Source organism: Dietzia timorensis (genome assembly GCF_001659785.1).
GTDB lineage: Bacteria > Actinomycetota > Actinomycetes > Mycobacteriales > Mycobacteriaceae > Dietzia > Dietzia timorensis.
The window spans coordinates 2,640,969-2,656,015 of record NZ_CP015961.1 but is presented as its reverse complement, the minus strand read 5'-3'; the positions used below and the strand labels follow the sequence as shown (position 1 = coordinate 2,656,015).

Here is a 15,047-nt window from a genome sequence, read left to right as displayed (position 1 = left end):
GGGCGGAAAGCTCCGTTCTTTGATCCACCGAAGTGAAGGAAGCGATGTCGGTGACCGAAACGACCAATGTTCGCCGAGTAGGATTTTCCACGCTGGCCGAGGGAGGGTTGAGCTGGGACGGGTTCCCGCTGCGCCTGTTCACCAAGGGGAACGCCAAACATTGGGATCCCGCCACCATCGATTTTTCTTGCGATGCCGCGGATTGGACGACTTTCACGCAGGACGAGGAACTCAGCGCGACGACGCTCGTGGCGCAATTCGTCGCGGGGGAGGAGGCGGTGACGCAGGACATCCAACCCTTTATGGCGGCGATGGCCGCCGAGGGGCGTTTCGGCGACGAGATGTACCTATCCCAGTTCTGCCTCGAGGAGGCCAAACACGCGCAAGGATTCCGGTTGTGGATGGACGAGGTCGGCCTCGACCGCGACCTGCACGGTTACGTGGACGAGAATCCGTACTACCGAGAGATCTTCTACGAACAGTTGCCCGACGCGCTGCGGCGCCTCGCCGATGACCCCTCGCCCCGCAACCAGGTGCTCGCGAGTGTCACCTACAACCACGTCGTCGAGGGCAGCCTCGCGCTGACCGGGTATTTCGCCTGGCAGACCATCTGCTCGAGTCGTAATATCCTGCCGGGAATGCGGGAGCTGATCGCGCATATCGCCGAGGACGAGCGGCGCCACATGGCGTGGGGAACGTTTACGTGTCGCCGCCACGTGGCCGCAGACGACGGGCTATGGCAGGTCGTCAACGAGCGGATGGACGAGCTGTTGCCGCTGGCACTGGGGATGATCCAGTGGGACAGGGACCAGTACGAGGTACCGCCGTTCGGCGGTGAGGACCACGGTTTCGTCGAGTACGCGGCGAATCGGGCGGGCCGGAGACTTCGCGCCATCGAATCCGCGCGCGGGCGGCCCGTGGAAGACATCGACATCGACTACTCGCCCGCCGAACTCGAGGACACTTTCGGCGAAGAGGACCGTTTTGCGCTGTCGGAAACGGAAGCCGGGTAGGCCTGCCTGGGGACGGCTAGGTGCGGCGTGAGGCCACGACTTTACCGACCATCGCGTTGAGCTTCGTGCCGCGTGGCCAGCCGACGTAGTAGCAGAGGAACAGGGCGATCTCCTCGAGTTCTGCAGGGGAGAGTTCGCCGTTGTCGAGGGCTGCACCGAGCTGTATCTCCGCGACGTCGATATCGCCGGACGCGGCGAGCGCCCCGATAAGGAGGAGGCGTCTGTCGCGGTCGACGAGCCCGTCCCGGCTCCACACGTTCGCGAAAAGATGGTCGGCTGTGTGGGCGAAGAAGTCCCCGGGACCGTCGGACATGTCGAATCCGTAGACCTCGGACATGCGACGCAGTCCCGCGGCGCGGACGGATTCGTTCGCTGTGTTCGCGGTGGGGTCGGTCATCTGTGGTTCTCCTCGTATTCGGTGGCGAGTGGTCCTGGGCCGACGCCGAGCGCGTCCCCGAGACCGGTGAGTGAGTGGGCTGCGAGCGGTAGATCGACGCCGAGCCGGCCGCCGAGGCCGAGCGCGAGGGTAAGGTCCTTCTCTCCGAGCCCGCGGACGTGACCGAACACGCCCTCCCAGAAGTCCCCGGGCTCGACGGGTTCGGCGGTATCGCGGTACATGATTGCCCCTGCGCCGCCGGTGATCGCATCGGTATGGCGGACGACATTGCCGAGGTCGGCGACCGACAGTCCGGCGGCCTCGGCTAGGCGTGCGGCCTCGGCGGTTGCGGTGAACGAGACGAAATGCAGGAGATTGCGCGCGAGCTTCATGCGGGTGCCGGCGCCGGGAGCGCCGGCGTGCACGACGAGCCCGGCCCACAGCTCGAACGTGGGTTTGACCACCTCGAAGTCAGCTTCCGAGGCGCCGACCATGGTCGCGAGATTGCCGTCCGCCGCGCCAGGTGCGCCGCCGGAGACCGGCGCGTCGACGAAGCCGACGCCGCGTTCGGCGCACAGCTGGGCGAGCTCTACTGCAGTCGAGTCGGCGATCGTTGAATGTACGGCGATGACGAGTCCGTCGCGTGCATTGACGAGCAGGCCCTCCGGGCCGGCGACGACCTCGCGTACCTGCGCGTCGTCGAGGACCGTCACCGACACGACGCTGCAGCTCGCGGCGAGCTCGGCCGGGGTGCCGACGCGGGCGCCCTTGTCGAGAAACGGCGCGACGGCGTCGTCGCGGACATCGCACACCACCAGGCCGCCGGACCACTCGAGCAGTCTCGTGGCCATCGGCGCGCCCATGTTTCCCAGTCCGATGTACCCGACGGGTTCGGGGGCCTGCCGGGAGGGAATTCCGACGTCATTCGTGTGGGGCATGTGCTGAGTTCCTTTGCAGATCAGGGCCGGAAAATCTGGCCGCCATCGACGTTGACAATCTGCCCGGTGACCCATGCGGAGTCGTCCGAGAGCAGGAACAGCAGCGCGCCGGTGAGATCGTCCGGGGTACCGATGCGGGGAAGCGGCAGCTTGGACACCATGTCCTTGACGATCGACTGCGGGGTCGAGCTGCGATTGGCGGCCGTGTCGATAGGGCCGGGGGCGATCGCGTTGATGCGGATCCCGGACCCGCCGAGCTCGGTGGCGAGCTGCTGTGTCAGCGCATTCACGCCGGCCTTCGCGAGACCGTAGAAGTTCGAGTACATGTACGCCGCGGTCGAGGTCTGGTTGACGATCGACCCGCCGCCGCGCGCTTGCATGTGCGGTAGGGCCGCGCGCACCATGTTGAGTTGGCCATCGAGATTCACGGACATGAATTTCTTGTAGTAGTCCCAGTCGACGGTGATGAGGAAGTCCAAGCGCATCCCGCCGAAGATCGCCGCATTGTTGACCAGGAGGTCGAGGCCGCCGAACTCGTCGACGGCACGCTGGGCGCATGCCGTGCCCGAGTCGACCTCGGCGATGTCCACCTGCTGCGCTACGGCGGACCCTCCCGCGGCGTTGATCTCCTCGGCGACCTTGGCGGCCGCATCGATGTCGAGGTCGGCGCAGACCACGGAGGCTCCCGCGGCTGCGACGGCGTGGCTATAGCGTGCGCCGATGTCCCCGGCGGCGCCGGTGACGACCGCGACCTTTCCGGAGAGTCGTTGCGCGTTGGTCTGGGAAGTGCTCACTAAAGTGTTCCTCTACTTCTGTCGTGGGTGTTGTCGGGTATGACGGCGGAGTTTCGGCGATCAGCCGGGCGTTCCGACCGCCTTGGTCTCGAGGTATTCGGCAAAGCCCTCGATGCCCATCTCGCGGCCGATTCCCGATTGTTTGAATCCGCCGAAAGGAACATCGACGCCGTACCACTGGGCGCCGTTCACGCCGAGCGTTCCCGTGCGCACGGAATTGACGACGTACTCGATGCGCGCCGGATCCGAGCCCCATACGGCCCCGGAGAGCCCATAGGGAGAGTCGTTGGCGATATCGATGGCGTGCTGGTCCCCGTCGTGGGCGAGGATGACGAGGACGGGGCCGAAGATCTCCTCCTGCGCGACTCGCGAGGAGGGATCCAGGCCGGAGATGAGTGTCGGGGTGAACCAGTAGCCACTGGTCTTGTCCTCAGGCGGGGCACCGCCGCATTCGATGGTCCCGCCCTCGGCGCGGGCGAGCTCGACGTATTCGGCGATGCGGTCGCGCTGCCGGGCGGAGATGATCGGCCCGCACATCGTGCCCGGATCGCGTGGGTCGCCGGGCGCGAGACCAGCGAGCGCGGCCGTCGTGAGCTCGATGGCCTCGTCGAGCCTCTCGCGGGGAACCAGCAGCCTGGTGGTGAGTGCGCACCCCTGGCCGGCGTGCATGGATGCGTTGACCGCCGTCATCATGCAGGCGCTACCGAGGTCGGCATCGTCGAGCACGATTGACGCGGACTTGCCGCCGAGCTCGAGAAACACCCGCTTGAGCGAATCCGCGGCCGTGCGCATGATCGCCTTTCCCGTTGCAGTCGAACCGGTGAACGACACGAGGTCGACGCCCGGATCGCGGGTGAGCTGCGCGCCGATCTCGTTGCGAGAGGAGGTGACGATATTGAGTACGCCGGGCGGCAGGTCCGTGGCGCCGGCGAGCTCGCCGAGCATCGCCGCGCACCACGGGGTGTCCGGCGCCGGCTTGAGAACGACCGTGCAGCCTGCAGCCAGGGCGGGCCCGATCTTGGCGAAATTGATCTGATGCGGGAAATTCCACGGGGTGATCGCCGCGACGACTCCCGCGGCCTCTCGGCGCACCTCCCTGCGCGAGCTCAGCCCCATGACGTCGGCGGTGCCGAGATCCGTAACCCACTCGAAGCCCTCTACGAGCTCGGCCCAGTAGTCGAGCCCTTGGACGGGGCCCTCGAGCTGCGGCCCGGTGGTGAGGAAATGCTCCGCGCCGACCTCGGCGATGGTGAACTCCCGGATCTCCTCGAGTCGAGCGTCGATCGCCTCGCGAAGCTGGCGCAGGCAGCGGGCCCGGAGAGCGTGATCGCGCGACCAGTCGGTGGTGTCGAATGCGCGGCGAGCAGCGGCGACGGCCGCCGAGGTCTCATCCTCGGTGGCGTCGGCGGCATGGCCGATCTCCTCTCCGTTCGAGGGGTCGAGAACCGGATAGGTGCCCCCGGAGGAGGCCCGCAACTCGCCGTCGATAAAGAGTCTCGAGGTGTTCTCGGGGAAAAAACTCATGTGCATCGGCCTTTCGTGGGACGTGTCCGGCGTGGGATCAAGCAACTGTGATGTGAGCCTAGACTGTCGTCTAGACAGCTGTCTATAATTCCACGTAATTCAACGGAACTTGCCGGAATCCATTGCCGCTCCCGACAAATTGGAGTAGTGTCCAGACACATGTCCACCACCACGAAGTTCGAATCCCCCCGACGGCGACTATCCGATCAACAGGCCGAGACGGTCGCCAAGCTCACGTCCGCCGCGCTCGAAGTGTTGCGGGACAAGGGGCACTCCAGACTCACGGTGCGGGAGGTTGCCAAGAGCGCCCGCGTGGCTCCGGCGACCGCCTACACCTACTTCTCGTCGAAGGAGCATCTCGTCGTCGAGGTGTTCTGGCGAAGGCTCGGCGAACTACCGGAGTCCGAGGGGGAGGGTGGCTCGGCTGCCGACCGTGCGGTGCTCGTCTTGCGGCAGGTCGCGCTGCTCGTCGCGGACGAACCGGAACTGGCGTCGGCAACGACGGCCTCGCTTCTCGGCCCGGACGCAGAGGTAGACCACCTGCGCGCGCAGGTTGGGATCGAGATCCGCCGCCGACTCATGCGCGCGCTGGAAGGCTCCGATCAGGACATCAGGACCGTCGAAACCCTGGAGATGATCTACTCCGGTGCGCTGCTGCGGGCCGGGATGGGCTATTCGACCTACGAGGAGATGGCGGACTCGATCGAATTCGCCGCCCGGAAGATTCTGGAGTAATCATGCACAAAAGTGACGAGCGCGCCGCCGGGACCTGTCCTTTCAGTGGCGCAAGTGCCGACGGCACCGCGGGATTCGTCTCCGGCGGCGAGGGGCCGCTCGGTCATATGGACGAAATCTCAACCGACCCCATCGATCTGTTCTGGCGCGTGCGCTCCGAACACGGAGACGCCGGCGCGTTCCGGATCGCGGACCGCGATGTCGTGCTCGTGTCGGGTGCCGAGAACAACGAGGCATTCTTCCGCGCCCCGGAGGAATCGCTCGACCAGGCCGCCGCGTACCCGTTCATGACCCCGATCTTCGGCGAGGGTGTCGTCTTCGACGCCAGTCCGGAGCGCCGCTCGGAAATGCTCCACAACCAGGCACTGCGTGGAGAGCACATGCGCAGCCACGCCGAGACCATCCCGCGCGAGGTCGAGCGGATGATCGCCGACTGGGGCGACGAGGGCGAGATAGATCTCCTCGAGTTCTTCTCCGAGCTGACCATCTACACGTCTTCCGCGTGCCTTATCGGACGCCGCTTCCGTGACCAGCTCGACGGCCGCTTCGCGCGGCTCTACCACGACCTCGAACGAGGCACCGACCCGCACGCCTACATCGATCCGCACGCCGATATCGAGTCCTTCCGCAAACGCGACGCCGCCCGCGAGGGTCTCGTCGAGCTCGTGCAGGAAATAATGGACGAGCGCATCGCGAATCCGCCGCAGGACAAGGCAGACCGCGATCTGCTCGACGTGCTCGTTTCGATCAAGGATGACGACGGGGTTCACCGCTTCTCGGCGAACGAGGTCACCGGCATCTTCATCTCGATGATGTTCGCCGGCCACCACACCACCTCGGGAACGTCCGCGTGGGTGCTCATCGATCTGCTGCGCAACCCCGGATACATGCAGGAGGTTCTCGACGAACTCGAGGAGATCTATTCCGACGGCGCGGACTATTCCTTCCGCGCGCTGCGTCAGATCCCGAAACTCGAGAACGCGATGAAGGAGTCGCTGCGCCTGCACCCACCGCTCATCGTCCTCATGCGCGTGGCGCAGGAGGACATCCAGATCGGCGACACACTCGTGAAGAAGGGGCAGACCGTGGCCGCCTCGCCCGCAGTGTCGAACAGGCTTCCGGAGGACTTTCCCGACGCGGATTCCTACGACCCGAATAGGTACGTCGATGGCCGTGAAGAGGACATAGCCAATAGGTGGACGTGGATTCCGTTCGGAGCCGGCCGCCATCGCTGTGTCGGCGCGGCGTTCGCACAGATGCAGATCAAGGCGATCTTCTCGATCCTGCTCCGCAACTACACGTTCGAGCTGACACAGGATCCCGATTCCTACCGCAACGACCATTCGAAGATGGTCGTGCAACTGGCACAGCCCTGCAAGGTGCGCTACAAGCGGCGGAACCGATGAGCCGCGTCGACGTCGACTTCGACCTGTGCCAGGGCCACGCCGAGTGCGAAATGGAAGCACCCGAATGGTTCACGGTGCCCAAGGGCGCCGAGGCGAAAGTCAGGGCCCGTCGCGGAGAGGTGCCCGATGAACTCATCGACGAGGTGAAAAACGCAGTGAAGTTCTGCCCGGCTCGCGCGTTGCGCCTCACCGAATAACACAGATCCCGCCCGGGGCACGCACCGATATCCGCCACGGGAAACCCAAGGAGTGCAGTACACAATGGCCGACTTCGACCGAGACGAGATCGACGCGTTCATCGACGCATGGATCGACGCCAATATCGCCGCCGAAAAAGTCCAGGACTGGACTCCTCTCGCGGACTTTTACGCAGACGACGCCCACTACGGGTGGAACTACGGCACCAAGGACGACTTCATGGCCGTGGGCAAGGACGAGATCCGCGAACTCGCGCTCGGCCAGGAGATGAAAGGGCTCGAGGGGTGGAAGTACCCGTACATCTCCCGGGTCATCGATACCCGGACCGGCGACGTCATCTGCCTGTGGCGGCAGATCGCCGAAGGCACGGAAGATCCGAGGACGGGTAAGCCGTACGAGGTGTATGGGCTAGGCGGGTCGTGGTTCCGGTACGCGGGGAATCGCAAATGGGCCTGGCAGCGCGACTTCTTCGACTTCGGGAACGTCGTCGATCTGTTTATGCGCATGTACGAGGCGGACGCGCTCTCGGAGGGGATGCGCGAGCGCTTCGCTTCGGCAGGGGAGAAACTTCCGGGCTGGTACCGCATTCATGAGGGACCCAAATCGATCTGGCCCGTGGACATCGGGGACTGATATGCGGGACCGCATCGATGAACTGGCCCACCGGCAGCTCGCGACGCTCGTACCCGAACTACTGCTCATCGGGCAGCTCATCGATCGCGCCGGGATGCCTGCGCTGCTCGGCGAATTCGGGCTGGACGGGATGCGCGACGTAGCGATCGAGGAATGGCAGGCCGCGAGCCCGCATTATGCTCTCCGGATGAAGAGGGCGCTCGGGATCGAAGGCGATGGAGTCGCCGAGATCTTCAAGGGGTTCCAACTCGACGTCGGAGCGCCCCCGGAGTTCATGGACTTCCGCTATGTCGTGCACGACCACGACCACGGCGAGTTCTATCTCGACCACTGCGGCGCCCTCATGGACGTCGAGCCGATGGGCGAGGAAATCGTCAAGGTGATGTGCCACGACATCGAGGATCCGACCTTCCCCGCGACCGCGTACGCGACGAACCCGTACGCGGTCGTCGAGCCAATCCACCGCCCGCCGCGTGCGCCCGCCGGGCGCACCCCGCACTGCCACTGGACCGTGCGGATCGACCCGGGGGCCCCGCCGGCCGAGTTGCCATATCCCGCGGCCGAATCGGCGGCCAGCCTGGTCAACGGAATCGACTTCCCGGAACCGACGGTGCGCCCCGACCGCGATGAGGGGCCGCTCGACGACTACGCGGGCCCGCTGCTGTCGGATGTGCGGTTCGACGGGTTCACCCGCTCCGCGCTCGTGCGGATACTTCGGGAGGTGTACCTGCAGATGCACCTTCTCGCGGTCGGATTCACCCAGAGCGTTCGCCGCCGTTCGGATGCAGGAACCGCGCTTCGGCTCGCCACCTATCAGTGCACGGGGATCGCCGGGATCGCCACCGAACGGATCGCCGCCGCGCTCGGCATCCGCGCCGAGGACGGACTCGGCGGACTCGCACGCGTGCTCGCCGTGCACCCACTCCTCGCGCCCGTGCAGTACACCGGCGCGTCCGTGGACCTGGACTCTGACGGCGCGGCAGTGGAAATCCGCTGGGCGGCCGATGCGCCGTGGTGGCAGGACGAGTGTTGGTCGGCGGTTCCAGGTTCCGGAAACGCCGCGCCGATCGAGGCCGCCGCCAGGGGGCTCGATCCGCGCTTCCGTGTGGACCTGCGGAAAGAGAACTCCGACGTCATCGCGCGGATAACGCTCGGTACCGATGCCATCCCCGAGGGCGAAGAGGTCGCGGTGACCCGAATCAGCACCGGCGCCGCCTTCGAGTTCGGTGCCGTGCGCACCCCGCTTCCGCTGTTTCCGGTCTGAACCCGCCCACGCCGCTAGGAGTTTTTCGATGGCCCACAATCTTGCCGACCTGTACGAACACGCCGCCGACGCCTTCGGAACCAGCCGGACCGCCGTGGTCGAGGGCGAGCGCGCCGTCGATTTCGCCGAACTCGACGCGGAAGCCAACCGCTGGGCGCACGCGCTGGCCGGGCTCGGGATAGATGCCGGTGGCCGGGTGGGCATCGAGATGCGCAACGGGATCGACTGCATCGCCGCGTTCCTCGGGACGCTCAAGCTGCGCGCGGTGCCCGTGTCGGTCAACTTCCGCTACGCGGGCGAAGAGCTCGAGTATCTCCTGTCCTACGCCGATACCGAGGTGGTGGTGTTCGGGCGGGAATTCGGTGCCGCGCTCGCGGACGCCGCTGCGGGCGTCGACTCGCTCAGGTACACCGTCGTCGTCGACGACGGCAGCGACACCACGGCCGTGCCCGCGGGAGCAATCGAGGCCGCGGAACTCCTCGCTGCAGCGTCGCCCGATCGCCCGGATATCGAGCGTTCGGCCGACGACATCTTCCTCGTGTTCACCGGTGGGACCACGGGCAACCCCAAGGGCGTGGTGTGGCGGCACGAGGACCTGTGGCGCAGCCTCGGCGGCGGATCCGACTACTACACTCTCGAACCCGTGGCCGACGAATACACGCAGGCCAGGAACGGGGCGCTCGGCGATCCGGTGCGGAGCCTCGTCCTGCTTCCGCTCATCCACACCTCCGGGCTCATGCCGTCGCTCACCCAACTTTTCGGCGGATCCACGCTCTACTACCTTCCTCATTTCGACAGTGCCGAGGTGTGGCGCCAGGTCGAACGGCACCGGCTGCAGGTCGCGATCGTCGCAGGCGATGCGATGATCCGGCCGATGGTCGATCGCCTGCGCGCCGAGCCGGTCGACGTGTCAAGTCTGTTCATGGTGTCGTCCGGCGCCGCGGTATTCTCGCCGTCGCTCAAGAAGGAGCTGTTCGAACTCCACCCCGACCTTCTCATCATGGACGCCTTCGGCTCGTCGGAAAGCGGCTTCGGCGGGCTCGGCACGGCCACCAAAGCCAACGCCGACGATGGCTCGCTCTTCGAATCGCACGGCCCGCGAATCCCGCGTGGGAACACGATGTTCCTCGTCGACGACTTCGAGGAAAAGCTCCCCGACGACTCGAATGAGACGGGCTGGATCATCAAACGCGGATATCTTCCCAGCGGCTATCTCGGAGATCCCGTGAGGAGCGCGGAAACCTTCCGGGAGTATGACGGCGAGCGTGTGGTGTTCACCGGGGACCGCGGGAAATACGACGGGAACGGCAATATTCTGCTGCTGGGGCGCGCCAGCCAGGTGATCAACTCCGGCGGCGAGAAGATTTTCGCCGAAGAAGTGGAGACTGCGCTCAAGTCGTTGGGAGAGGTAGCCGACGCCGTCGTACTCGGGGTCCCCGACGAGCGGTTCGGCCACCGAGTCGGGGCGATCGTGCAGGCAGCCGAGCCCGGCGAACCCATCGATTTCGCCGCCGTCGAAACCGGGCTGCGTGCCCACCTCGCCGGCTACAAGATCCCCGCAGCGTTCTGGCAGGTCGACACCATCGAACGGCACCCCTCGAGCAAAACCGATTATGCGTGGGCGCGGCGTCTCGTCGCCGAGGCGGCGCCGAACATCGACCGACGAAGCCCGACCGTCTAACGCCGCGCGACAGGGACCATCGCCGCGTTGCGATCAGAGGACGCGACAACCTCCTTACCGAACGGGAAGCACGTGACCGGGATGAGCTTGAGATTCGCCCAGGCCAGCGGCAACCCGATGATCGTCACACCCTGCGCAACAGCGGTGATGATGTGTCCGACGGCGAGCCACAGCCCGGCCACGACGAACCAGATGATGTTGCCGATGGTGCCCGCGCCCGTCGGCGCGCCCTTGTCGACGACCTCCCGGCCGAACGGCCACAGTACGAACCCCGCGATGCGAAAGCTCGCGACACCGAACGGAATGGTGACGATGAAGATACACGCGACGATTCCCGCGAGAATGTAGCCGAGCCACAGCCACAGGCCGGCCGTGATGAACCAGATGATGTTGAGAATCAAGGCGATGAGTGAACGCATGCGTATCTCCTATGTCAAGCGGCTTGCGAGGCGCAAGTCGTTGGGGTGGGGTTCAGTGGGATCGGGGTGTTGGTGAGGGTTTCGGCGTGGACTCGGGTGAGGGTGCGCCAGATGCGGCGAGCGATCTGGTTCTTAAGGCAGCGCAGGGCTTCCATGACGGTCTTGCCCTTTGCTCGGAGGCGTTCGTAGTACTCTTTGCCGGGTCCTTCGAGGCGGGTCTGGGTGATCGCTATGCGGTGGATCGCGCAGTTCAGCTGCCGGTTCCCGCCCCTGTTCAACCGGACTCTGCCTTCTGTCTTGCCCGACCAGACCGGGATCGGTGCGCAGCCGGCGAACATCGCGAACTTCGACTCCGTGGCGAATCGCTCGATCCCGGCGGTCTCGGCGATGATCTTCGCGGCCGACAGCTCCGCGCATCCGGGGATCTCCAGCAGTACCGGCTCCTGCTTTCGCACCATAGCCCGCAGGCGCGCATCGAGCTCGCCGATTAAGGAGCAGAGCCGTTCGAGGTCGGTCAGATTCATGCCCGCGATCTCCGCGACGATCCCCGCACCGGCCTCGATCACCTCCCGCACCCGCTCCTGGGCAGGACGATGGGTTAGTGCGCGTGGAGCGGGGTCGACCTCGGGATCGAGCTCGTGCAGGTGCCACCGTAGACGGTTGATCACCCGCGTCCGCTCTGCGACCAGATCCTCCCGACGGTCCAGCACGAGCTTGATCTCCCGCGCCTGCTCATCGGTGAACGCGGCTGGCAGATCCTCCTCCCTGGCCATCGCCCGCGCGACGGCGAGAGCGTCGATCGGGTCGGACTTCCCACGCGTGCGTGCTGTGGCGCGTTGTCGGGCCATCAGCTTCGCCGGCACCCTGACCACCGGCTCGCCGTGGGCGAGGAGATCACGCTCGAGGAGGCTGGTGAGGTGACGGCAGTCCTCCAGCCCCCACCGGCGGTCCTGTTCGATGAAACTCTTCCGGGCCCACCGGTAGGCCTTCTCATGACCGCTATGGGTCGCGCGGACAGTGATCTGCCCGATCTGCTTGCCCGCCGCGTCGACGGCGACGAAGGTGTGTGAATTCTTGTGGACGTCAGCGCCGATCAGGACCACCATGGTCTCTGCCTCCCTTGTATTCGAGTGGGGGTCGAACGGTCGGGCCGGTCGGCGGACAAAGCTCAGTGGGGCAGCTGCACGCTCCTATCAAGTCACGCCGGCCGGTCCATCCCACCCGGCGACGGCAATACGCATGCAAGCCAGCCCGAAGTCGAGCGGCAGCGAGTGTAAGAGCCAGTCACCGGATGGAAAGGATCCAACCACCGCGACATCCGCGGCACCACCAAGTCTCACACTGACCGCGAGTGTAGTTTCGCGGTCCGTCACACCGCCGACGCTCGTCGAACGCTCGGGGGTGGGTAGTCTCGCCCGCGATGGCAAATTCGGCACTCCGGAGCAGGCGATGGGCGCTGCTCGCGTTGATCTTCGTCCCAGGCATCTCCATGGCCTCGTGGGTGACGCGTACCCCCGCGATCCGAGATCACCTCGGTGCGAGCACCGCGCAGATGGGCCTCATCCTCTTCGGTCTGTCGATCGGTTCGATGCTCGGCATCCTGTCCTCGGGTGCGCTCGTCGCCCGCTTCGGTGCTCGCGCGATCGCCGCGCTGGGCACCGTCGCAATCGTCGCCGCGATGCCGGTCATCGGGCTCGGCACGCTTGCTGACGTCGCAGGACTCGTCGCGCTCGGCCTGTTCTTGTTCGGCGCGGGCATGGGCAGCGGCGAGGTCGCCCTCAACGTCGAGGGCGCCGCGATCGAGGCGGCCGGCGGAAAGAACTTCCTTCCGCTCCTCCACGGCTTCTTCTCGCTGGGCACGGTAATCGGCGCGGCGGCCGGGATCGCCGCAACCGCCTCGGACTTCGACGTGGTCACGCACATGCTGCTCATCGGCGTCGTGACCGCGGGGCTGTTCGCCGTCAGCATCGGGCGGTTGCCTGCGGGAACCGGGAAGGCAGAGCAGCGACAGGGGAGCGGCACTGCGCGGGATGAAACATCGCGGGCACCCGCCACGCTCATCCTCCTGCGCGACCGACGCCTGCTGTGTATCGGCTACATAGTGCTCGCGATGGCGCTCGCCGAAGGCACCGCGAACGACTGGCTGCCGCTGCTCATGGTCGACGGGCACGGCTTCGCGCCCGCGATGGGATCAACCGTGTACCTCGTTTTCGCCGCGGCGATGACCCTCGGGAGGTTCTGCGGTGGCGCCGTCGTCGATCGCTTCGGGCGGGCGCCGATCCTCGCAGCGAGCGCGGTGAGTGGCGCGCTGGGTCTCGCGGTCGTCGCCTTCGTCGATGTGCCCTGGGCGGCGATGGCCGCGGTCGTGCTGTGGGGCCTGGGCGCCTCCCTCGGTTTCCCGGTCGCCCTGTCGGCGGCCGGCGGATCGGCGGCCGAGTCCGGAGGGGCGGACGCGGCCGCACGTGTCTCGCTCGCCGCGACAATCGGTTACCTCGCGTTTCTCGCCGGACCACCCACGCTCGGCCTCGTCGGTGAGGACTTCGGGCTGCGCAACGCGCTCATCATCCCGCTCGTTGCCGTGCTCGCGGCGATCGCCGCCGCCCCGGCGCTGCGAGGTCGCGCCGCCGAACGCGAGGTCGAGTCGAGCAGCACCTAGCCGCGATGACCGGCGTCTAGTCCATCGCGGTAGTAGGCCGCGAGCGCGGAGGTGAGCGCGTCCATATCGGAGGCGCCGCACATCTCGCGCGCCGAGTGCATCGACAGCAGCGGCACGCCGACGTCGACGGTGTCGATTCCCAGGCGGGTCGCGGTGAGCGGGCCGATCGTCGACCCGCACGGCACCTGATTGTTGGACACGAAGTGCTGGTACGGCGCCCCGGCCTCGCCGCATGCGGCGATGAACAAGGCGATGGTCGCCGCGTCGGAGGCGTAGCGCGCCTTCGCGTTGACCTTGATCACCGGACCGCCGCCGACGTGCGGGTGGTGGGAGCGGTCGTGGACCTCCGGATAGTTCGGGTGGACCGCGTGCGCCGAGTCCGCAGACACGCAGCTCGAGCGCGCGTACATCTGCTTCTCCCGTTCGCCGTCGGCCCCGATGGCCCACGCGGTGCGCGAGAGCACATCGGCGAGCAGGGGACCGGACGCGCCGGAGGTCGTGCCCGAACCGACTTCCTCGTGGTCGAATGCCGCGAGGACGGCGATATCGCTTCCTCCGCCGTCATCGGAAGAGGTGCTCTCACCGCCGCCGGCGAGGGCAAGCAAGGCCTGGAGACCGGCGTAGACGCTGGTGAGGTTGTCGAGTCGGGGCGCGGCGAGGAACTCCCCGCCCGCGCCGAACGCGGCGCCGCGCTGGGTGTCGCAGGTGATGAGGTCGTGGGAGATGATCGGCGTGTGCGCGGGCGCCTTGCCCGCGCGCGTGAGCTCCTCGGTGAGCAGCGTGAGGAAGCTGCCGGGGCGCGCCGAGGAGCCGAAGATCGGCTGCACGTGCCGCTCGGGATCGAGCTTGAGCTCGGTGTTGGCGCCCCGGTTGAGATGGATCGCGAGACTCGGCAGCCGAAGCCACGGACCGGTGCGCACGAGATGCGCGGAACCGTCGGCGAGAACGACGCGCCCCGCCATTTCCAGCTCGCGGTCGAACCACGTGTGCAGCAGCGGCCCGCCATAGATCTCGACCGGCGCCTGCTGCCAGCGCTCGTACGCGAGCTCCCCGCGCGGCTTGAGCTTGAACCCGGGAGAGTCCGTGTGCGCGCCGATTATCCGGAAACCGCTGGATGACGGCGCACACGCCTGTGGCACCCACCAGGCCGCGATGGCGCCGCCGCGGATGAGGAAGTGGCCGCCTGGGCCCGCATCCCAGTCCGCGGTCTCGTCCTGCTCTTCGAACCCGGCGGCGAGCAGGCGGCGGCCGACCTCGGTGGCCGCGTGGTAGGCCGACGGGCTCGCGGCGACGAAATCGAGGAAGTCTTCGGTATCGAAGCGGCCGGATTCGGGCGCGGACGCGGCGTGTGCGGAATTGTCGGACGCGGGTGTGCTCATTCTTCTAGGCTAGCGGTAGCGCCGCCGGATC

15 protein-coding genes are annotated in these 15,047 nt (G+C 66.6%); 8 read left to right on the top strand and 7 right to left on the bottom strand.

The features are described 5' to 3' along the window. Positions 1-44: 44 nt before the first annotated feature. Positions 45-1,013 carry a R2-like ligand-binding oxidase gene (locus BJL86_RS12310; protein ID WP_067477628.1) on the top strand — a complete coding sequence of 323 codons (969 nt, stop codon included), beginning with the start codon at positions 45-47 and terminating at the stop codon, positions 1,011-1,013. Positions 1,014-1,029: 16 nt separating this feature from the next. Here BJL86_RS12310 and BJL86_RS12305 read toward each other — a convergent pair whose 3' ends face one another. Genes BJL86_RS12305 through BJL86_RS12290 form a run of 4 tightly spaced genes read right to left on the bottom strand, consistent with a single transcriptional unit; the run spans position 1,030 to position 4,645 of the window. Next, positions 1,030-1,410: a carboxymuconolactone decarboxylase family protein gene (locus BJL86_RS12305; RefSeq protein WP_067477625.1), complete on the bottom strand. Its 381-nt coding sequence runs from the start codon at positions 1,408-1,410 to the stop codon at positions 1,030-1,032. Beyond that, the gene (locus BJL86_RS12300) at positions 1,407-2,327 is read right to left on the bottom strand and encodes an NAD(P)-dependent oxidoreductase (RefSeq protein WP_067477623.1); all 921 of its coding nucleotides are present in this window, start codon (positions 2,325-2,327) and stop codon (positions 1,407-1,409) included. Before BJL86_RS12300 ends, BJL86_RS12305 begins: the two co-directional genes overlap by 4 nt. A 20-nt stretch (positions 2,328-2,347) precedes the next feature. After that, positions 2,348-3,121 (bottom strand): SDR family oxidoreductase, encoded by a 774-nt coding sequence (locus BJL86_RS12295; RefSeq protein ID WP_067477620.1) that lies wholly within the window; start codon positions 3,119-3,121, stop codon positions 2,348-2,350. Positions 3,122-3,181: 60 nt separating this feature from the next. Beyond that, a complete protein-coding gene (locus tag BJL86_RS12290; RefSeq protein ID WP_067477782.1) occupies positions 3,182-4,645 on the bottom strand; it encodes an aldehyde dehydrogenase in 1,464 nt (487 codons plus the stop codon). Positions 4,646-4,804: 159 nt separating this feature from the next. On the opposite strand from BJL86_RS12290, the gene BJL86_RS12285 reads away from it, so the two are divergent. The 6 genes from BJL86_RS12285 (at position 4,805) to BJL86_RS12260 (ending at position 10,562) form a co-directional block, all read left to right on the top strand. Next, entirely contained in the window at positions 4,805-5,380 is a 576-nt protein-coding gene (locus BJL86_RS12285; RefSeq protein ID WP_067477617.1) for a TetR/AcrR family transcriptional regulator, read from the top strand. 107 nt (positions 5,381-5,487) lie between these two features. Further along, entirely contained in the window at positions 5,488-6,786 is a 1,299-nt protein-coding gene (locus tag BJL86_RS12280) for a cytochrome P450 (protein ID WP_067477779.1), read from the top strand. Then, the gene (locus BJL86_RS12275; RefSeq protein WP_067477614.1) at positions 6,783-6,983 is read left to right on the top strand and encodes a ferredoxin; all 201 of its coding nucleotides are present in this window, start codon (positions 6,783-6,785) and stop codon (positions 6,981-6,983) included. Before BJL86_RS12280 ends, BJL86_RS12275 begins: the two co-directional genes overlap by 4 nt. Before the next feature lie 64 nt (positions 6,984-7,047). Next, positions 7,048-7,617 (top strand): hypothetical protein, encoded by a 570-nt coding sequence (locus BJL86_RS12270; RefSeq protein WP_067477611.1) that lies wholly within the window; start codon positions 7,048-7,050, stop codon positions 7,615-7,617. 1 nt (position 7,618) lies between these two features. Further along, the gene (locus tag BJL86_RS12265) at positions 7,619-8,881 is read left to right on the top strand and encodes a hypothetical protein (protein ID WP_067477608.1); all 1,263 of its coding nucleotides are present in this window, start codon (positions 7,619-7,621) and stop codon (positions 8,879-8,881) included. A gap of 28 nt (positions 8,882-8,909) precedes the next feature. Then, positions 8,910-10,562 carry an AMP-binding protein gene (locus BJL86_RS12260; RefSeq protein WP_067477605.1) on the top strand — a complete coding sequence of 551 codons (1,653 nt, stop codon included), beginning with the start codon at positions 8,910-8,912 and terminating at the stop codon, positions 10,560-10,562. Here the strand turns inward: BJL86_RS12260 and BJL86_RS12255 are convergent. Then, positions 10,559-10,981 (bottom strand): YccF domain-containing protein, encoded by a 423-nt coding sequence (locus BJL86_RS12255; RefSeq protein ID WP_067477602.1) that lies wholly within the window; start codon positions 10,979-10,981, stop codon positions 10,559-10,561. The genes BJL86_RS12260 and BJL86_RS12255 overlap by 4 nt on opposite strands. A gap of 14 nt (positions 10,982-10,995) precedes the next feature. Then, on the bottom strand, positions 10,996-12,087 hold the full coding sequence (locus BJL86_RS12250) for an IS110 family RNA-guided transposase (protein ID WP_067478616.1): 1,092 nt from the start codon (positions 12,085-12,087) through the stop codon (positions 10,996-10,998). 314 nt (positions 12,088-12,401) lie between these two features. Here BJL86_RS12250 and BJL86_RS12245 point away from each other — a divergent pair, with 314 nt between their 5' ends. After that, positions 12,402-13,637: an MFS transporter gene (locus BJL86_RS12245; RefSeq protein ID WP_067472875.1), complete on the top strand. Its 1,236-nt coding sequence runs from the start codon at positions 12,402-12,404 to the stop codon at positions 13,635-13,637. Here BJL86_RS12245 and BJL86_RS12240 read toward each other — a convergent pair. After that, positions 13,634-15,016, bottom strand: a complete 1,383-nt coding sequence (locus BJL86_RS12240) for a M18 family aminopeptidase (RefSeq protein ID WP_067472872.1) — start codon at positions 15,014-15,016, stop codon at positions 13,634-13,636. The genes BJL86_RS12245 and BJL86_RS12240 overlap by 4 nt on opposite strands. Positions 15,017-15,047: the final 31 nt, after the last annotated feature.